We start from the raw sequence: 18,797 nt of genomic DNA on the forward strand, positions 1-18,797 counted from the left end.
ACTGCGGGCTTCCTCTGATCACCCGCCTGATCGTCACACATGGACGTAGGCGGCGAGCGTCTCGGGAAGCAGCGGTTTCATGACGTGCACGCCGTCGACCGCGTAGGGCCGAAGCAGGGCGTTGCGCCAGAATTCCTGTTGGGGCAGTTCGGTCAAGCCTGCAAGAGCGACCAGAATCAGCACCAGAACGACCCCGCGCACGAGGCCGAACATCAAACCAAGCGAGCGGTCCACGCCGCTCAAACCCGTTGCCTGCACGATGCGGCTCAGCAGCGCATTCAGCACGCTCGCCACCAGCACTACACCGATCGCCACCAGCGCGAACGCCAGCAGCCATTGGGTCAACGCGCCGCCCGGCCACGTGGCGGGAATAAACGGCACGACATAACCGACGAAGCGGCAAGCAATGAAAAACGCCGCGATCCAGCCAATCAGCCCGAATACCTCGGACAAGAAGCCGCGCCACGTGCCACGCAAAGCCGACAAACCGATCACCGCCATTACAGCGTAGTCGAATGCAGTGAACATCGCTCGCTTACTGTGCAGCGGTGCTGTTCGCGCCCGACGTCAAGCCGGCCTCGCGAACTTTCGCAATCGCGGCGGAGGCCGCTGCACGGTCGGCGAACGGGCCGGCGCGCAATAGCGTGCGGGTCGTGCCGTCTGCCTGCTTCCGACGTTCGGTATATGCGGGCACTCCCGCCGCCTTCAACTTGGTGGCCCAATTTCGCGCAGCGGCATCGTCCGGAAACACGCCGAGTTGCACAGCGAAGCGGCTGCCCGGCGGCGACGCTGGCGTGCCGGAATCGGCGTCCGCACTCGCGGCGTTGCTGGTGGTGCTGTCTTCGCTCGGAGCCGGAACGTTCGCGGCGCTATGCGTAGTCTGCGGTTTCGCTGGTTTGGCTGGTGTCGGGGCCACAGCCACGGGCGCGGTATTGGCTGCGACGGCCGGCACTTGTGGTTTCGCCGCAGGCTTGGCTGCCGGCGCTGCGCTCACGGCTGCGCTCTGCTGCTTGGCGGAATCGGACTGACCTTGCGCAGCTGTCGTTGCCGGTGCCGCCGGCGTAAGGCCGGAAGCGGCGAGAGCCGCGTCGGGCGCCGGATTGTCAGGTGCTACGCCGGCCTGCGTGTCTTCGTCGACCTTGTGGGCCTTCGGCGCGGGGCGGCTCGGGATGTCGATGGAGATGTCGTCGGTGACGGGCTTGGGATGCGAGTCGAGCACCATGGGCAGGACGACTACCGCTGCCACGACCAGCGCGATCGCGCCGACAAGCCGGCGCCGCGCACGCTGCTTTTCAGGCAACGTAGGGTCGAGCAGCATCGCATCGGCGTCCACGGCGCGCTCCGTGCGGCGGGTTCGCCGCTCCACGCGTTCGCCACGGGCGGCACGAGTGGAACTGGTGTTTGCGCCACGCCGACCGGGCGTGTCGTCTTTCTTGCCGAACGAGAAAATTCCCATGAATCGCTTGGTTCGAGGCTGGCGCCCGTTCAGTGTTGCTGCGATTTACGGTAGGCCATGACGCCTGCTACCGTATAGAAACTGCCGAAAACCACGATTCTATCATTCTCCGACGCTCGTTTTAGGGCGTCTTGAAAAGCTTCGGCCGGCGTTGCGTAGCGCATCACGCTGCTATCGGCGCCATCGCTCACGCCCTGCTCGCGCAACGCGGCTTCGAGCTCTTCAGCGGAAGCGGCACGCGGAGTCGGCAAATCGGTCACGCACCAGTGGTCGATTTCGCCTTTCAGATGCGCCAGTACGCCGGCAATGTCCTTGTCGCGCATCGCGCCGAACACCGCATACGTGTACGGGAAAAAGCCCATATTGCCGAGGTTTTGCGTGAGCACCGCCGCTGCGTGCGGATTGTGGCCGACATCGAGCACAATGGCCGGCTTGCCGGGCAGAACCTGAAAACGTCCCGGCAATTCGACATTGGCAAGGCCGAGCCGAATGTCTTGCGCCGAGACCGGCAAACGGTCGCGCAGCGCTTCAAGCGCGGCAAGCGCCGCCGACGTGTTGATCAACTGGTTCGCACCACGCAGCGCCGGATAGGCGAGCGCCGAACGGCGCATTGTCGGGCCCACGTAGCTCCATTGCTGGCGCTCGCTGCCCGCCTGCCCTTCGTAGCGGAAATCGCGTCCGAACAGCCACAGTTCGGCGCCGATCTGTTCGGCGTGATCGATCAGCGTTTGCGGCGGCACCGGGTCGGCGCAGATCGCCGGCTTGCCCGCACGGAAAATGCCAGCCTTTTCGAAGGCGATTTTTTCGCGCGTGTCGCCAAGGTAATCCGTGTGATCGATATCGATGCTGGTAATGATCGCGCAGTCCGTGTCGAGGATATTGACTGCGTCCAGCCGGCCGCCCAGACCCACCTCGAAAATTACCGCATCCAGTCCGCGCGAAGCGAACAGGCTCATGATCGCCAGCGTCGTGAATTCGAAGTACGTTAGCGTAACCGGTTCGGCGAGGCTCAGGCGCGCAGCTTCCACCGCTTCGAAATGCGGGAGCAGATCGGCGTCGCTCGCCATTGCGCCATTCACGCGCGCCCGCTCGTTGAACGACAACAGATGCGGCGACGTGTGGCAGCCGACCGTAAAGCCGGCGCGCAGCAAAATCGATTCGAGGATCGCGCAGGTGGAACCCTTGCCGTTCGTGCCGCCGACCGTGATGATCGGGCACGCAAACGACAACTGCATCGCGTCGCGTACCTTGGAGATGCGATCCAAACCCATGTCGATGCCGACCGGATGCGCGGATTCGAGGTGCGTGAGCCACGCGTCGAGGGTAGAGAATGTGGTCATCGGGTGAATCGCGAATGAATTGCGAGTGGATCGGTTAGGCAGTGTGGCGAATATGCGCGGGGCCGCCGATTCGGTGCGCTGCTGCGACGACGCTGTCGGGGTCCGCCGCGGACTTTATGCGCGAAAACTGGGCCGGGCAGCGCTGCGTCACGAGACCGTGATTATCCCGGAAATGACAGCGCGCCGCATGGTGACTCTCGCGGCGCGCTATTTTTTGCTGCTTGTCTTACTGCCGCAGCGCTTCGGGAGCGCGGCGCTGATTAATGCCCGAACAGATTGATGCCGCTGCTTATTGCCACTCGACGGTGGTCACTCAACGGCAGCTCACGCACCCACGGCTTACGTGACGGCCTTACGCGACGGCGTCAGCCGGCTGGCGGCTCAGCAGCGCCATCAATTGCGCGAGTTCTTCGCGCAGCTTGCGGCGGTCGACGATCATGTCGATCGCGCCCTTCGTCAGCAGGAACTCGGCGCGCTGGAAGCCTTCCGGCAGTTTTTCGCGCACGGTTTGTTCGATCACGCGCGGACCGGCAAAGCCGATCAGCGCCTTCGGCTCCGCGATCACCACGTCGCCGAGGAAGGCGAAACTCGCTGACACGCCGCCCATGGTCGGGTCAGTCAGCACGGAGATGAACGGCAGCCTGGCTTCGGCCAGTTTAGTCAGCATGGCCGTGGTCTTGGCCATTTGCATCAGCGACAGCAAGCTTTCCTGCATCCGCGCGCCGCCCGAAGCGGTGAAGCAGATGAACGGCACTTGCTGTTCCAGCGCGTTCTGCGCGCCGCGCACGAAACGCTCGCCGACCACCGAACCCATCGAGCCGCCCATGAACGAGAACTCGAAGCACGCGACCACCACCGGCAGCGTATGGATTGCACCGCCCATCACGACCATTGCGTCGGTTTCGTCGGTGTCGTCCATCGCCTCTTTCAGGCGATCCGGGTACTTGCGGCTGTCTTTGAACTTAAGCGCGTCGACGGGCACAATTTCCTGGCCGATTTCATAGCGGCCTTCAGGATCGAGCAGGCCGTCGAGCCGTTCACGCGCGCCGATGCGCATATGATGGTCGCATTTCGGGCAAACATGCAGATTGGCCTCGACGTCATTGCGATACAGCACCGCTTCGCACGACGGGCACTTGATCCACAAGCCTTCTGGAATCCCCTTGCGGCTCTTCGGGTCGGTTTGCTTGATTTTCGGCGGCAGCAGCTTATCGAGCCAGCTCATATTGAATCCTTCTCGGGGTCTACGGTTGCGCAAACGGCGGGACGAACCCGCCGTTCACACTACTGACGACAAAAATAACTGTTATCGGGCAGTCGCGACGCTGTCGAGCGCCTCGCGCACTTCGGCGACGAAACGCGTGAGCGTTTCGGCAGCGGTGTCGGGTGCGGCTTGTTCGAGCAATTGCACGATACGGCTGCCGATCACGACGGCATCGGACACTTCGGCCACCGCACGCGCCGTTTGCGCGTCACGGATGCCGAAACCGACACCCACCGGCAGGGGGACGCGCGACTTGATGCCCGGGATTTTACCCGCGATGCTGGAAACGTCCAGATTTGCCGCTCCGGTCACCCCTTTGAGCGACACATAATAGACGTAGCCGCTGGCGATCTTGCCGACTTCCGCGATGCGCTCATCGGTGGAGGTGGGCGCAAGCAAAAATATCGGATCGATGTCTGCAGATCGCATCTGTTCGGCGAAGTTTGCGCATTCTTCCGGCGGATAATCGACCACCAGCACGCCATCTACGCCCGCTTCCTTCGCGGCCTTGGCAAACGCTTCGGTGCCCATCCGTTCAATCGGATTGGCGTAACCCATCAGCACGACCGGGGTTTTGTCGTCGGTTTCGCGGAAGCGCTTCACGTCGGCGATGACGTGGCGCAGCGACACCCCCTGCGCCAACGCGCGCTCCGACGATTGTTGAATTACCGGACCATCAGCCATCGGGTCGGAAAACGGCACGCCAAGTTCGATCACGTCTGCGCCGCCGGCAGCGAGCGCGTGCATGAATTCGACCGTGCGCGCCGGATCGGGATCGCCGGCCGTCATGAACGGGATCAGGCCTTTCTTACCCTGCGCGGACAGCGCGTCGAATGTGTTCTTGATACGGGACATGGAATATTCTCGGATTTAGGCTACTGCGCGCTCGCTTATTGCGCCTCGGTTTGCCGTTCGGTTTCGGCTGCATGCGGCCGGGGAGCAGCGGGAGTTGCCGCGGCCGCGCTCACGCGTTCGCGCGCTATCGCGCAGTAACTTTCATTGATCTCATAGCCGACGAATTCGCGTTGCTGACGCGCGCAAGCGACTGCAGTGGTGCCGCTGCCCATGAAGGGGTCGAGCACGCGCCCGCCCTTCGGACAACTTGCCAGCACCATGCGCTCGACAATTTCCAGAGGCTTCTGGGTCGGATGATCGACGCGTTCGGCGTGTTGCCGATGCAGCCGGGACACCGACCAGACATCCTTGGGATTATAGCCAAGCTCCAACCACTTGCTGCCCTCGAACAACTTACGCGAACGCGCCTTCTTCGTCACGGCATCGTACGGGATGCGGACGGGATCGAGATCGAAGTAGTAATCCTTCGATACCGCGAAAAAACCGATGTTGTCGTGCACCGACGTGAACCGGCGCGTCGTTCCGCCCATGCTCGGCACCCGCCGGTCCCAGATGATCTCGTTGACCATCGTGAGCTTTGTCTTCAGGAAACAGAAGATTTCCGGCGCGTACTGCCACGTGCAGAAGATATACAGCGAACCCGACGGCTTGAGCTTCGGAATGGCCAGCTCGAGCCAACCCCGCGTCCAGGCGAGAAAATCGTCGCCTGAACGCATGTCGGAGTCGTTTCCGTAATCCTTGCCGAGTCCGTAAGGCGGATCGCACAGGATCAAGTCGATCGACCCGTCGGGGATGTTCGCTACATCGGTCAGAAAATCGCGGTTCAACAGCTGGATGCCGGCAGGCACCTGCGGCAACAAGGATGCAGGCGCCGCGGCCGCCATTGCACCGGCAGCCGGGTTGGCTTCAACCGCAGGCTGAGGCTCGTCGAACTCGTCGCGCATCGTCGCGGCGCTCAGAACTGGATACCCGATCGCTCAGCGACCGTGTGCATGTCCTTGTCGCCGCGGCCCGACAGATTGACCAGAAGGTATTTATCCTTCGGCAACGTGGGCGCGAGTTTCGCGGCATAGGCCAGCGCATGGCTGGATTCCAATGCCGGAATGATGCCTTCGATGCGGCAGCAGTCGTGGAAGGCTTTGAGCGCTTCTTCGTCGGTGATGCCGACATATTGCGCGCGCTTGCTGTCTTTTAGCCACGCATGCTCAGGGCCCACGCCCGGGTAGTCGAGGCCTGCCGACACCGAATGAGTCTCGATGATCTGGCCGTTCTCGTCTTGCAGGAGATAAGTCCGGTTGCCGTGCAGCACGCCCGGGCTGCCGCCGATCAGCGACGCCGCATGGCGGCCCGATTCGATGCCGTCACCTGCCGCTTCGACGCCGATCAACTGCACCGAAGCGTCGTCAATGTACGGGTAAAAGATACCCATTGCGTTCGAACCGCCGCCAACGCACGCGATCACGGCATCTGGCTGGCGGCCGACCAGTTCCGGCATCTGCACCTTGCATTCGTCGCCGATCACACGCTGGAAATCGCGCACCATCATCGGATAAGGATGCGGCCCTGCCACCGTGCCGATGATGTAGAAAGTATTTTCGACGTTCGTGACCCAGTCGCGCATTGCTTCGTTGAGCGCGTCCTTCAGCGTGCGCGAGCCGGATTCGACCGGCACGACGGTCGCGCCGAGCAGCTTCATCCGGTACACGTTGGCAGCCTGACGACGGACGTCTTCGGCGCCCATGTAGACGACGCACTCCATGCCGAAGCGCGCCGCGATGGTCGCGGTCGCGACACCGTGCTGCCCCGCACCGGTTTCGGCGATCACACGCGGTTTGCCCATACGCTTGGCGAGCAGCGCCTGGCCAATCACGTTATTGACTTTATGAGCGCCGGTGTGATTCAGGTCTTCGCGCTTCAGGAAAACCTGCGCGCCGCCGAGCAGTTCGCTCCAGCGTTGTGCGTGATAAATCGGCGACGGACGGCCGACGAAATACTTCAGCTCGCGCTCGTATTCCGCGACGAATTCAGGGTCTTTTTTGTATTTCTCGTACGCAGCGCGCAACTCGTCGAGCGCGTGAATCAGCGTTTCAGCGACGAACACGCCGCCATATTGGCCGAAATGGCCTCTTTCATCAGGCAAGTTATACATAACGATCACTCTTCTCAGTGTGGCGCGCGGCGTTCATGCGAGAAAACCGCGCCGCCAGAATCATTCGGCGTCCGCTGCGCGCACTGCGCGTACAAACGCCGCCATCCGGGCGTGATCCTTCACGCCCTTGGCACCCGACACTTCGATGCCGCTCGAGACATCGACCGCGTACGGGCGCACGCGATGGATCGCGTCACTGACGTTTTGCGCGTTCAACCCACCACTCAAAACGGCCCGACGCGCGAGCTCTGCTGGAATAAGTGACCAATCGAAAACCTTCCCGCCACCGCCATAGCCTTCGACATGGGTGTCGAACAGGAGGCCGCTGGCTGCTGAATAGTTAAGCGCTGATTTTACCAAATCAGCGGGCTGAGTATCCGCCGCGATGCGTAGCGCGCGCAACCAAGGCAAACCCGCAAGGCTGGCGAGCAATTCGCACTGGTCCGCGGTCTCGTCGCCGTGGAACTGCAGCAGCGTAAGCCCGACATTGCTTGCAACTTCGCGGATCCAGTCCGGCGTCGCGTTGACGAACAAACCGACTACCGATACGAACGGCGGCACGTCGTGCACCAGCTCGACCGCCTGCGCCACGCTGACGGAGCGCGGGCTGGGCGGATAGAACACGAGGCCGATCGCGTCGGCGCCGAGATCGATCGCGTGCGCTACGTCTTCAGGCTTCGACAGGCCGCAAAGCTTGATGCGCGTACGGCGCGGCGCGGCTTGCTGCTGCGCGTTGGAATGGGCTTCGGCCGCCAGTTTCTCGGTTGATTTCATGATTGCGCTTGCTCGGTCCATACGGTATTCCACGGCACGCTGCCGGTCTTCGGCGCGGGCACGGCGAATTGCTCAGGATAGCCCACCTGCGCGAGGTACAGGCCGTCCGGCATGAAAGTCGGCGCGGCGCATTCACGATTGCGGCTGGCGAGGACCTCGGCCATCCATTCGGCCGGATGCCGGCCGCGGCCTATGGACACGAGACAGCCCATCAGGTTGCGCACCATATGATGCAGGAACGCATTCGCCCGAAAGCGCAAATGGATGAAGTCGCCCTGTTGCCGGATATCGATCTGGTACAGATGCTTGACGGGAGTCTTCGCCTGGCAATCCGACGAACGGAACGACGAAAAGTCGTGCTCGCCGATCAGATAGGCGGCCGCCGTGCGCATCGCGTCGACATCGAGCGGCGTGTGCACCCAACCGGCGCGCGTGTCCAGCATCGGCGAGCGCACCGGGTTGACGTACAGCACATAGTAGTAGGTTCGTTCGAATGCCGAGAAGCGCGCGTGGAACTCGTCGGGCATCGGCTTGGCCCATTGCACCGCGATGGTTTTCGGCAGAAACGCGTTGGTGCCGCGAATCCACGAAAAATCCGCGCGATCGAGTTCGGTATCGAAATGCACGACCTGGCCAAGACCGTGCACGCCCGTATCCGTACGACCCGCGACGACCGTTTGCACCTTCGTCTGCGCGAACTCGCGAAGCGCCCGTTCGAGCTCGTCCTGCACCGTCTTGCCGTGCGGCTGCGACTGCCAACCGCAGAATGCCGAGCCGTCGTACTGAACCCCTAAAGCGATACGCTTCACGACAACGGCGCGAGCGTGGAGAGCAACGCGCGGGCTTCGGTGCGCGTAGCCGGATCGTTCGCTTCGATCACTTCGTTGATAAGCGCGCGCGCACCCGACAAATCGCCGAGGTCGATATATTCGGCGGCCAGATCGAGCTTGTTGCGGGCAATGCGTGCGAGATCGGCCTGCGTGAAGGCCGGCAGCGGCAGAGCGGGGCTCGGCGGCAGTTCGAGGTCGAAATCGAGCTTCAGCGCGCCAAAACCAGCCGCGCCCAGACCCGCGAGCGTCGCGGGGCCTGCGACGCCGGAAGCGATTTCATCGGTGATAGGCCGGGCGTCGTCCGGGTCGTGAGGCGCGCTGGTTTCCGGGGGCAAAAGCGGCTGCAGCGCGTGCGCGTCGTCGTTCTCAGCGCCAGCGGTTGATTCGACGCGCGGCGGCAAGGGCATGTTGAGACTGCCGAAGGCGTCGACGGCGTCGCGCGGGAATTCGGTCAGCGCGGTCGGCGCAGGCTGAGCTTGCGTGACGGGAGCCGGCTCGAAGTGTGGCGCGGTTGCTGGCGATGCGTCCTGTTGCGGGAACGGCGTTGCGGCTGCTGGATGCGCCGACGCGTCGCTGGACGGCTGACCGGACGGTGAAGTCGCGTACGGCTCGACGGGCTGCTGCGTGAGATCGATTGCCGGCTGCGGTGCATGCGGATCGTCGTGCGGCTGCGTGAGCGGCGCCGGCAGCTTGTCTTCCCATTGCAGACGATGGAGCGGCTGCTCTTGACGCAAGACCTCGCTGACCGGTTCGAGCGGCGTCGCCGGCAGCGCTTCGGCGCCGAGTTCGGCAGCGGCTGCAAGACTCGCGGCCGTGGTCGCACCGTCGAAGTTTTCGTGATGGGCCGGTGGAACTGGTTCGGAGGTGAAGTCGCTGTGAGCGGCTGGCAAGACGTCGGGGGTCGGTTGCGCTGGCTCGGCGAGGACAGGCGCTGAGCGGCCGTCTTGCCAAGGATGCTCAGACGCGGTGAACTCCTGCGCCGCTAACGGGGTGCTGGTCGTGTCGGGTTGGTGGGCCGCTGCTTCGCGTTCTGCTGCTCCATGTGCTGCTGCTTCGCGTTGGGCCGCTTCACGTTCCGCTGCTGCACTCTCTGCCTCTGCACGCTCTGCCTCTGCACGCTCTGCCTCTGCACGCTCTGCCTCTGCACGCGCCGCCGCCTGACGTTCCGCCGCTTCACTCTCGCTCGCTGCTACTCGACGCTGTTCCGCCTCACGCTCCGCCGCCAGTGCCGCCGCGCCCAGCGTCACAACGTCGTCGCTCACATCTGTCGGTTCGCTCACGGGGCTCTGCTCATGCGTCGAAACGATCTCCTGCGCACCGGCGGCTCGCTCCGACGCCGTCACCTCATCCGTAGGCGCAGCGTCAGTCGCCGCAATCCTCTCGCGCTTGCGGCGACGCAGACGCAAAGCCGCCAGCAACGCCACCAACGCCGCGCCAACCGCCGCCGCCACGCTCAAATTCGCTTGCGAAATTCCAGATTCGTTCGACGTGGAAATCGCCGCACCACTATGGCCGGCAACCGCCGCTGCGGACGACGCCCCCACCGGCGGCTGCATACCAGTCGACGCAGTGCCCGTCGCTTTCGTCGAACCGCCGATGCCGTGCTTCTGCAGTTCCATCAGCACACGGTTTTTCAGCGCAAGCAGTTGCTGCAGGCTGGACACCTGGGTGTGCGCCTGCGAAGCCGGCTGAGCGGCGCTCGACGCCGGCGCAGCGAGCGCCGAAGCTCCTTCAGCCGACTCGCTGGCGGAAGCCTGGATCGACCCGGACCATGCATGTGCGCCGCTGCCCGGCAAGGCGGACGAGGCGGTCGCCGACGCACCCGCTGTCAGCGCTACAGACGAAGCCGCACCCGCCACAGCTGCACCGCCCGCAGACACTCCGCTCGCACCCGCCATCGCGCCGTTTGTCTGAGACGCCGCGCCGGCCGCGCCCGTCACCACGGGCGTCGCCGGGGCCGCAACGCGAGCCGCGGCACTTGCCGCACTCGCTGCGGCGGCATTGACCTGTGCTACGCCACTCGCTGCACCAACCGCCGTCGCGGCGCTCGACGCGGAGACCGGCGCCGCCGCAGGAGCGGATGCGGCCACAGCCGCGGACCCCACACTCGCCGACGCAGCCACCAGGGCTCCGGACGCGTCCAGCGCCGGCACGGTCAGCACGGCACCCATCCGCATCCGGCTCGGGTCATGGCTCATGAAAGCGTTCGGATTCGCGTCGAACAACGCGCGCGACGCTCGAGCGAGCGTCGCCCGGTCGTGCGATTGCGTGACGGCAATCGCGACGTCGTTCAGCGACTGCCCTGGCCGAACCGTGTATTGACTGCCTGCGGCATATGACGTGGCCGTGGCGGCCGACGCGCCCTGCGGCGCGCTCGCGGCATCGACCGTGGCGGCTACAGCGCTGCCTGCGCCGACAACGGCGCCAGCCAGCGCAAACGCCAAAGCGGCCGCAGCCGCCAGGCGGCCTGCACCGTGATGAATGAACATAGCCCGAAGGGACGAGAGTCGAAGGTTCATCGGGACTCCTGGCGCATCAGCGCGCAGCCCTTGTTTGCGGTTGGAAAGAGACAAGATAATCGGGGCACACAATGAAAAAAGCGTCGCGAGAAACGCGACGCTTTTTGAGTTTTCTACGCGTCGTGAGCGCGTAGTTTACTTTACTTGTCGAGCACAATGCGAAGCATGCGACGCAGCGGTTCGGCCGCGCCCCACAGCAGCTGATCGCCGACCGTGAAGGCCGACAGATATTCGCCGCCCATTGCCAGCTTGCGCACCCGGCCGACCGGCACCGTCAGCGTGCCCGTGACCACCGCCGGGGACAGATCACGCATCGACGCTTCGCGTTCGTTCGGCACCACCTTGACCCAGTCATTGCCCGACGCAAGGATGCTGTTCACTTCGTCCAGCGGCACGTCCTTGTTCAGCTTGATGGTCAGCGCCTGCGAGTGGCAGCGCATGGCGCCGATCCGCACGCACAGGCCGTCCACCGGAATCGAACCCGGCGTGCCCATGGCCGGCTTGCCGAGAATCTTGTTGGTTTCCGCGCCACCCTTCCACTCTTCCTTCGACATACCGTTGCCGAGATCCTTGTCGATCCACGGAATCAGCGAGCCGGCGAGCGGTACGCCGAAGTTGTCGGTCGGCATGCGGTCGCTGTTCATTGCGTTCAGCACGCGGCGGTCGATGTCGAGAATCGCCGACGACGGATCCGCCAGATCTTCCTTGGCCGCGCCGTACAGCGTGCCCATTTGCTGCAGCAGCTCGCGCATGTTTTGCGCGCCCGCGCCCGATGCGGCCTGATACGTCATGGCCGTCATCCAGTCGACGAGGTTTTCGCGGAACAGGCCGCCCAACGCCATCAGCATCAGGCTGACCGTGCAGTTGCCGCCGATGAAATTCTTCTGGCCCTTGACCAGCGCATTCTTGATCACGTCGAGGTTGACCGGATCAAGGATGATGACTGCATCGTCTTTCATGCGCAGCGACGAAGCCGCGTCGATCCAATAGCCGTTCCAGCCCGCTGCGCGCAGCTTCGGGAACACTTCATTGGTGTAATCGCCGCCCTGGCAGGAGATGATCGCTTCACACTTCTTCAGGTCTTCGATGCTTGTCGCATCCTTGAGCTTGGTCTCGTTTTTGGCGAACGACGGCGCGTTGCCGCCCGCATTGCTGGTGCTGAAAAACACCGGTTCGATCAAGTCGAAATCGCCTTCCTGCTGCATACGTTGCATCAGGACGCTGCCGACCATGCCGCGCCAACCTACGAGACCTACGTTCATGACTTCATACCCTTCGAGTGGAAACTTCCCCGCATCTTTGCCCGCAGTGACCGCGCGGGGAAGACGAGCGGACACGACGGACGATCAGCGTTTCGTGATCGTTTTCGGGGTAATCGTTTTGGTGGTAATGGCGAACGCAACCACACGGGCCGTTTTGCCGTGCTGGTTAGAAATCGAGGAGATTTGAGAGATCTGCGCCATCGCGACAATATACACGAAAACCGGAATCTGGCGACGCCATCGTCCGTATTACGCGCGAATTGGCCTGTTTTCGAGGCCAATCCGCGTTTTAAAGGCCGTTTGAGGGCCTGACGACTGCTCAGGCTAAAACGCTTTACAGCGCGGCGACCACGGCGTCGCCCATCGCCACGGTGCCAACTTGCTGGCAACCCGGCGTCAGAATGTCGCCAGTGCGGAAGCCCTGCTCCAGCACCTTCCTGACCGCGGTTTCGATGCGATCGGCCTGCTCCGCCTTGTTCAGCGAATAGCGCAGCATCATGGCGGCCGAGAGAATCGTGGCCAGCGGATTCGCCACGCCCTTGCCGGCGATGTCCGGCGCGGAACCGTGCGACGGCTCGTACAGGCCCTTGTTGTTCTTGTCGAGCGAGGCCGACGGGAGCATGCCGATCGAACCCGTCAGCATCGCGGCTTCGTCGGAGAGAATGTCGCCGAACATGTTGCCGGTAACGATCACGTCGAACGACTTCGGCGCCTTCACCAGTTGCATGGCCGCATTGTCGACGTACATGTGCGACAGCTCGACGTCCGCGTATTCCTTCGACACGTCGATCATCACGTCTTTCCAGAACTGCGACGTTTCGAGCACGTTGGCCTTATCCACCGAAGTCAGCTTCTTGCCGCGCTTTTGCGCCGCCTGAAACGCGACGTGCGCGATGCGGCGCACTTCGGGTTCCGAATAACGCATCGTGTCAAAGCCTTCTTTCGCGCCGGCGAACAGGCCGTCCGGCGCTTCGCGCACGCCGCGCGGCGAGCCGAAGTAGATGTCGCCATTCAGTTCGCGCACGATCAGGATGTCCAGACCCGACACGATTTCCGGCTTCAGCGACGAAGCGCCTGTCAGTTGCGGATAGCAGATCGCCGGACGGAAGTTCGCGAACAATTGCAGATGCTTGCGCAGACCGAGAATCGCCTGTTCCGGACGCAATGCGCGTTCGAGCGAGTCGTACTTCCAGTCGCCGACGGCGCCGAACAGGATCGCATCGGCTTCCTTCGCCAGCGCGAGCGTCGAATCGGGCAGCGGATGACCCTTCGCTTCGTAACCCGCGCCGCCAACCGGCGCCTCTTCCAGTTCGAACTTTTCGCCGAGTACGTTCAGGACCTTCACGGCCTCCTTGACGATTTCGGGACCGATGCCGTCGCCCGGCAACACTGCGATCTTCATGCGAATTCCTTGATGATGTTCTTTGAGACGTGTGTGCTTGAATCCGTGAACGGGTCTCTAAGCCCTTAGCCGACGATGCGGTGATTCAGCCAAGGCTGCTTCGCGATCCGCTCTGCCTCGAACTGGCGAATCTTGTCCGCGTGACGCAGCGTGAGGCCGATATCGTCGAAGCCGTTCAGCAGGCAGTACTTGCGGAATGCCGCGACTTCGAACGGATATTCGGCGCCGCCGTCCGACGTGCGCACCACTTGCGCTTCCAGATCGATAGTCAACGTGAAGCCGTTGAACGCGTACGTTTCGTTGAACAGGTGATCGACTTGCTGTTCGGTCAGCACGATCGGCAGCAGGCCGTTCTTGAAGCAGTTGTTGTAGAAAATATCCGCGAAGCTCGGCGCGATCAGCGCACGGAAACCGTATTGCTGCAACGCCCACGGCGCGTGCTCACGCGAGCTGCCGCAGCCGAAGTTCTTACGCGCCAGCAGCACCGACGCGCCTTGATAACGCGGCTGATTCAGCACGAAATCCGGATTCAGCGGGCGCTTCGAATTGTCCTGACCCGGTTCGCCGTGGTCGAGGTAGCGCCATTCGTCGAACGCGTTCGGGCCGAAACCCGTGCGCTTGATCGACTTCAGGAATTGCTTCGGAATGATCGCGTCCGTGTCGACGTTCTCGCGATCGAGCGGCGCCACGACGCCGGTGTGTACGATGAATTTATCCATGACGCTTGCGCCTGTTTCAAGACCGGACGCTGCGCGCGGCGACCGCAAAGCCGCCCGCGCGTTGCCGGCAAAAAATCAAAAACCGCTTATTTGTCAGCGTGGCTGCTGATCGAATTGCCGAGGTGCGACATGTCCTCGCCAAATCCGTGCACCGTGTTGCAGCCGGCCAGACCGAACAGCAACCCAGCCAGGGTACCTAGCGCGAAACGGCGCAATAGAGTGGTGCGATTCATGTTCTTCATCATGCGATTTATCCAAGCTTGCGAATATCGACGAAATGCCCTTCGATGGCCGCAGCCGCAGCCATTGCGGGGCTCACGAGGTGGGTACGGCCACCGGCGCCCTGACGACCTTCGAAATTACGATTCGACGTGGACGCGCAACGCTCGCCCGGATCCAACCGGTCGGCGTTCATCGCGAGACACATCGAGCAACCGGGTTCACGCCATTCGAAACCGGCATCGGTAAAGACCTTGTCGAGGCCTTCACGTTCCGCTTGCGCCTTGACCAGACCCGAGCCCGGCACCACCATCGCCAGGCGGATGTTCGGCGCGACGCGGCGGCCAAGCTTCTTCACGACGTAAGCCGCGGCGCGAATGTCTTCAATGCGCGCGTTGGTGCACGACCCAATGAAGATTTTATCCGGCTTGATGGATTCGATCGGCGCATTCGGTTCGAGCGCCATGTACTTCAGCGCGCGCTCCATGGCGTCGCGCTTGACCGGATCCTTTTCGCGTTCCGGATCCGGCACGCGGCCGTCCACAGCGGTGACCATTTCCGGCGACGTGCCCCACGTGACTTGCGGCACGATCTCGGCGGCGTTCAGTTCGACCACGCGATCGAATTGCGCGCCTTCGTCCGACTTGAACTGCTTCCAGTACTCGACCGCGTGATCCCACTCGACACCTTCCGGCGAGAACGGGCGGCCCTTCAGGTATTCGATGGTGGTGTCGTCCACCGCGACCATGCCGGCGCGCGCGCCTGCTTCGATCGCCATGTTGCAGACCGTCATGCGGCCTTCCATGGACAGCGCGCGAATCGTCGAACCGCCGAATTCGATCGCGTAGCCGGTGCCGCCCGCCGTGCCGATCTTGCCGATGATCGCGAGCACGATGTCTTTCGCGGTGCAGCCGTGCGGCAGCGGACCTTCGACCTTCACCAGCATGTTCTTGCTCTTCTTCTGCAAGAGCGTTTGCGTGGCCAGCACGTGCTCGACTTCCGACGTGCCGATACCATGCGCCAGCGCGCCGAACGCGCCGTGCGTGGACGTGTGCGAATCGCCGCAGACGATCGTCATGCCAGGCAGCGTAGCGCCCTGCTCCGGCCCGATGATGTGCACGATGCCCTGGCGCAGATCGTTCATCTTGAACTGCGTGATGCCGTAGGCGTCGCAGTTCGAATCGAGCGTGTCGACTTGCAGCTTGGAGACCGGATCGGCGATACCGTGGCTGCGATCCGTGGTGGGCACGTTGTGATCGGAAACTGCCAGATTCGCGCTGATGCGCCACACCGGACGCTCAGCCAGCTTCAGGCCTTCGAACGCCTGCGGGCTGGTGACTTCGTGCAGCAGGTGGCGGTCGATATAGAGAATCGTCGTGCCGTCTTCTTCCGTGTGGACCACATGCGTGTTCCACAATTTGTCGTAGAGAGTCTGTGCCATGGTATGCGGGGTAGTAATGACTGCGGGCTGACTGTGTTCGGTCGATTATGCCACGCAGAGCCGCCCTTTGGCCCATAAAACACGGAAAAACCGATAAAAAACAGTGAGTTGAGTGGTAGTGCCGATACCTGTATGGGTGTTACCCGGCAGCGGAGTTCGTGACGGCGGCCCATGCGCCGCCGCGCTTACAGGCAGTCGGCGCACGAGATCGAAGCCGAGTTGCGCGCGGCCGAGCGGCGTCAAATCGCCTTCCTGTGCGCGCCCAAGCCGGTTTCGAAGTGATCGGCCGGAAAGTCCGGCGGGCTTTCGCCACGCAGGAAGCTAGGCAACTGGCGCTTCAGATATGCCTCGTTTTACGCGCACCAAGGCGCGGACGAGATGTACATCACGTTGCTGTAGCCACTGCCGCGACGCGCGGCTGTTTGCGGCTTCGACCAGTAGACGCCGTAGATCTGCGGCTTGCTCGACGACAGCGTGCCGAAGTACTTGTCCTCGGCGCGATGCGCGAGCCTGTCGTCGAGCTTCTTGCGCTCGACGTATTGCGCGATTTCGTCGTTCCAGTCGCTCGCCCGCTGCGGATCGAATGCGCGTCGCACTATGCACGCGCCGCGCTCCTTGATTCTTCGGATCACGCTCGCGTCTACATCGCCCGAAACGATAGCCGCGTAATCGAATACGGGGATGGCTTCGAAGCCGCGCTCGCGCTCACCGCGAATCGCGTCGACCTGCCGCACTCACTTCGCTTTCGCCTCACAGGCGGCAGAAGACCTGTCTAACATTAACCGCCGCACTACTGCATCAGCCCATCTTGCGATGAAAACGATGAATTCTGACTTCGTCCCAGATCCCAGCGGCGAAGAGCGGGTCATTACGATTGAATGCCTCAACTTCGCCGCGTGTTTGCGCTTCCACAAGAAAGAAGCTACCGATCTTGTTTTCGCCAGCGTCGTCTACCAATGGCCCGGATGTGAGAAGCGTGATCGGCCTGCTCTCCAGATAAGCGCGATGCTTCGGGGTGCTGGCTTCGCGAAGGGCCAAGGAACCAGGCGTATCGGTACAGAAAACAATCCAATGCATGATTTTGAGTTCCTATCAAAGTCGGACAGGATTGATATGCACCTGCTGAGCAGCACAAAGAATCCCGTCCGGTTAACGATGACACCGCCAACTTGTTGTCCATAAAACGAATGAATTAAATGCGATCATTTAGATCGAGCCACCCGCGGGTTTCCACTGACCCTCGTCGTGCATAGAATGTAAACGGCGTTAAACCAACGCGATTCAGATCAAGCGGAGAGGATCATCATGAATGTCACTGCGTTTTTCGCGGTTGTGGTTTTAAGCATTTCCCTTTTTACGCCGGCCTTTGCCAGTGAGCATATGCATGTGAATCACGATCACGAACACACCCGTTATCAACCGCCCGGCGCGCACCAGGGCGGAGCGGATCAAAATACATCGGCTCAGGCGCCACGGGATAACAATCAGACCGTTCCGGGCAGCAAGTAAGATCGAGGCGCGCGTGCCTCGCCTTAGCGCGCATAGCGAAGCAGGAAATCTCGTAACGGCGGATTCACAATATCGGCATGCGTCAAATTCGGCGTATGTCCCGCTCGGTCGACCAGAACAAGATCTTTGCAGTTCGGCAACCGGGCGGCGAGCGCCTCTGCGCAGTCAGGACTGATGGCGGCGTCGTCGCGTCCATGGAACACGATCGACGTATGCGTAATCTCGGCAAGGCGCGGCGTGATGTCGTCCCTGGAGACAAGGGCATTGACCGGATGTTCGAAGTGATCCGCGCTAGCGTTCATCCATTTCCGGATCCATGCCGATGCCTCGTACTCGGGACCGAACAGAAACGCTGACAGATTCTGCGCGACATTTTTTGCGCCGTTACGTGCCCACTCCGCTTTGAGCTCTTCGAAAGACTGCCGAACCGCTTCGGAGTCTACATCGCTTCTTGTCGATATCAGAGCGATCGCCCGAAAGCGATCGGGCTCCAGCAACGCTGCACGCATCGATATAAATCCGCCTTGAGACATGCCGACAAGCGATACCGAGGCAACCTCCAGATGATCGAGCAAGGCAATGAGATCCCTCGCGGAGTCCCAGTAGCTGAACGCCCGGGTTGCGGCTCCGGTTGCACCAAAACCTCGCTGGTCCCAAACGACGCAACGGAATTGATTACTTAGTTCCGCAATATTCGGCTGGAACATGTCGCCGTCCATCAGGAAGCCATGACTGAAGACAACGACAGGCGCCCCGGAAAGGCCGAACTCATCGTATGCGAAGCGTATCCCTTCTCGTTCAAAAAACGGCATACGTATCCCTACTTTCGAATAACATGGTGGATTCAATATAAGCCGACCTCCGCTGGAACACCTGACCGCAAGAGCCGATTGCTTGTCAAATCGTCCAGAATTCTTCGCGCGGCCCAGGCTATTCAGGCGTAGACGACCGAGACCTTCGCGTTGAAGGGATACACACGCAGCAGCCAGTTCATACGCATCTCATCACGGTCCCATGCGTGTCAAAGAGATCGGATACATCGCATGCCAGAACACGTT

Annotated in this window: 19 protein-coding genes and 1 pseudogene; 2 read left to right on the forward strand and 18 right to left on the reverse strand. The window is 62.1% G+C overall.

Features of this window, described 5'->3' with window-relative positions:
• Window positions 1-33: 33 nt before the first annotated feature.
• Genes DLM46_RS24710 through folC form a run of 3 tightly spaced genes read right to left on the reverse strand, consistent with a single transcriptional unit; the run spans window position 34 to window position 2,796 of the window.
• Window positions 34-528 (reverse strand): CvpA family protein, encoded by a 495-nt coding sequence (locus tag DLM46_RS24710; protein ID WP_115104851.1) that lies wholly within the window; start codon window positions 526-528, stop codon window positions 34-36.
• 7 nt (window positions 529-535) lie between these two features.
• On the reverse strand, window positions 536-1,456 hold the full coding sequence (locus tag DLM46_RS24715) for an SPOR domain-containing protein (protein ID WP_115104854.1): 921 nt from the start codon (window positions 1,454-1,456) through the stop codon (window positions 536-538).
• Window positions 1,457-1,485: 29 nt separating this feature from the next.
• On the reverse strand, window positions 1,486-2,796 hold the full coding sequence (folC, locus tag DLM46_RS24720) for a bifunctional tetrahydrofolate synthase/dihydrofolate synthase (RefSeq protein ID WP_115104856.1): 1,311 nt from the start codon (window positions 2,794-2,796) through the stop codon (window positions 1,486-1,488).
• A 25-nt stretch (window positions 2,797-2,821) separates the two neighbouring features.
• On the opposite strand from folC, the gene DLM46_RS24725 reads away from it, so the two are divergent.
• Window positions 2,822-3,076, forward strand: a complete 255-nt coding sequence (locus tag DLM46_RS24725) for a hypothetical protein (protein ID WP_133300372.1) — start codon at window positions 2,822-2,824, stop codon at window positions 3,074-3,076.
• 72 nt (window positions 3,077-3,148) lie between these two features.
• Here DLM46_RS24725 and accD read toward each other — a convergent pair whose 3' ends face one another.
• From accD to DLM46_RS24795, 14 genes and pseudogenes are all read right to left on the reverse strand, one after another.
• Window positions 3,149-4,021 carry an acetyl-CoA carboxylase, carboxyltransferase subunit beta gene (gene accD, locus DLM46_RS24730; RefSeq protein ID WP_115104860.1) on the reverse strand — a complete coding sequence of 291 codons (873 nt, stop codon included), beginning with the start codon at window positions 4,019-4,021 and terminating at the stop codon, window positions 3,149-3,151.
• 81 nt (window positions 4,022-4,102) lie between these two features.
• Window positions 4,103-4,915 (reverse strand): tryptophan synthase subunit alpha, encoded by an 813-nt coding sequence (gene trpA, locus DLM46_RS24735; protein WP_115104863.1) that lies wholly within the window; start codon window positions 4,913-4,915, stop codon window positions 4,103-4,105.
• Between the two features lie 35 nt (window positions 4,916-4,950).
• Window positions 4,951-5,859, reverse strand: a complete 909-nt coding sequence (locus tag DLM46_RS24740; RefSeq protein ID WP_115104865.1) for a DNA-methyltransferase — start codon at window positions 5,857-5,859, stop codon at window positions 4,951-4,953.
• An 11-nt stretch (window positions 5,860-5,870) separates the two neighbouring features.
• Window positions 5,871-7,064: a tryptophan synthase subunit beta gene (trpB, locus tag DLM46_RS24745; RefSeq protein WP_115104868.1), complete on the reverse strand. Its 1,194-nt coding sequence runs from the start codon at window positions 7,062-7,064 to the stop codon at window positions 5,871-5,873.
• Between the two features lie 60 nt (window positions 7,065-7,124).
• Complete coding sequence (locus tag DLM46_RS24750; protein ID WP_115104870.1) at window positions 7,125-7,838, reverse strand: phosphoribosylanthranilate isomerase; 714 nt, start codon at window positions 7,836-7,838, stop codon at window positions 7,125-7,127.
• The gene (gene truA, locus DLM46_RS24755; protein WP_115104873.1) at window positions 7,835-8,647 is read right to left on the reverse strand and encodes a tRNA pseudouridine(38-40) synthase TruA; all 813 of its coding nucleotides are present in this window, start codon (window positions 8,645-8,647) and stop codon (window positions 7,835-7,837) included. Before truA ends, DLM46_RS24750 begins: the two co-directional genes overlap by 4 nt.
• Entirely contained in the window at window positions 8,644-11,187 is a 2,544-nt protein-coding gene (locus tag DLM46_RS24760; protein ID WP_115104875.1) for a motility hub landmark protein FimV, read from the reverse strand. The genes truA and DLM46_RS24760 overlap by 4 nt, the downstream gene beginning before the upstream one ends.
• Window positions 11,188-11,327: 140 nt before the next feature.
• Window positions 11,328-12,449 carry an aspartate-semialdehyde dehydrogenase gene (asd, locus tag DLM46_RS24765; RefSeq protein WP_115104877.1) on the reverse strand — a complete coding sequence of 374 codons (1,122 nt, stop codon included), beginning with the start codon at window positions 12,447-12,449 and terminating at the stop codon, window positions 11,328-11,330.
• 334 nt (window positions 12,450-12,783) lie between these two features.
• Window positions 12,784-13,851 carry a 3-isopropylmalate dehydrogenase gene (leuB, locus tag DLM46_RS24770; protein ID WP_115104879.1) on the reverse strand — a complete coding sequence of 356 codons (1,068 nt, stop codon included), beginning with the start codon at window positions 13,849-13,851 and terminating at the stop codon, window positions 12,784-12,786.
• Between the two features lie 65 nt (window positions 13,852-13,916).
• Window positions 13,917-14,570 (reverse strand): 3-isopropylmalate dehydratase small subunit, encoded by a 654-nt coding sequence (gene leuD / locus DLM46_RS24775; RefSeq protein ID WP_115104882.1) that lies wholly within the window; start codon window positions 14,568-14,570, stop codon window positions 13,917-13,919.
• Between the two features lie 86 nt (window positions 14,571-14,656).
• On the reverse strand, window positions 14,657-14,815 hold the full coding sequence (locus DLM46_RS24780) for an entericidin A/B family lipoprotein (protein WP_115104884.1): 159 nt from the start codon (window positions 14,813-14,815) through the stop codon (window positions 14,657-14,659).
• Between the two features lie 5 nt (window positions 14,816-14,820).
• Entirely contained in the window at window positions 14,821-16,230 is a 1,410-nt protein-coding gene (leuC, locus tag DLM46_RS24785; RefSeq protein WP_115104886.1) for a 3-isopropylmalate dehydratase large subunit, read from the reverse strand.
• Window positions 16,231-16,437: 207 nt separating this feature from the next.
• A pseudogene (locus tag DLM46_RS24790) lies at window positions 16,438-16,961 on the reverse strand (YbiU family protein); the annotation flags it as partial.
• A 67-nt stretch (window positions 16,962-17,028) separates the two neighbouring features.
• Window positions 17,029-17,307 (reverse strand): YciI family protein, encoded by a 279-nt coding sequence (locus DLM46_RS24795; RefSeq protein ID WP_115104889.1) that lies wholly within the window; start codon window positions 17,305-17,307, stop codon window positions 17,029-17,031.
• Window positions 17,308-17,535: 228 nt separating this feature from the next.
• Here DLM46_RS24795 and DLM46_RS39130 point away from each other — a divergent pair, with 228 nt between their 5' ends.
• The gene (locus DLM46_RS39130; RefSeq protein WP_133300373.1) at window positions 17,536-17,739 is read left to right on the forward strand and encodes a hypothetical protein; all 204 of its coding nucleotides are present in this window, start codon (window positions 17,536-17,538) and stop codon (window positions 17,737-17,739) included.
• 23 nt (window positions 17,740-17,762) lie between these two features.
• Here the strand turns inward: DLM46_RS39130 and DLM46_RS24800 are convergent, their stop codons facing one another.
• Window positions 17,763-18,551 (reverse strand): alpha/beta fold hydrolase, encoded by a 789-nt coding sequence (locus DLM46_RS24800; RefSeq protein ID WP_115104892.1) that lies wholly within the window; start codon window positions 18,549-18,551, stop codon window positions 17,763-17,765.
• Between the last annotated feature and the right edge of the window lie 246 nt (window positions 18,552-18,797).

This window comes from Paraburkholderia lacunae, assembly GCF_003353175.1.
Lineage (GTDB): Bacteria > Pseudomonadota > Gammaproteobacteria > Burkholderiales > Burkholderiaceae > Paraburkholderia > Paraburkholderia lacunae.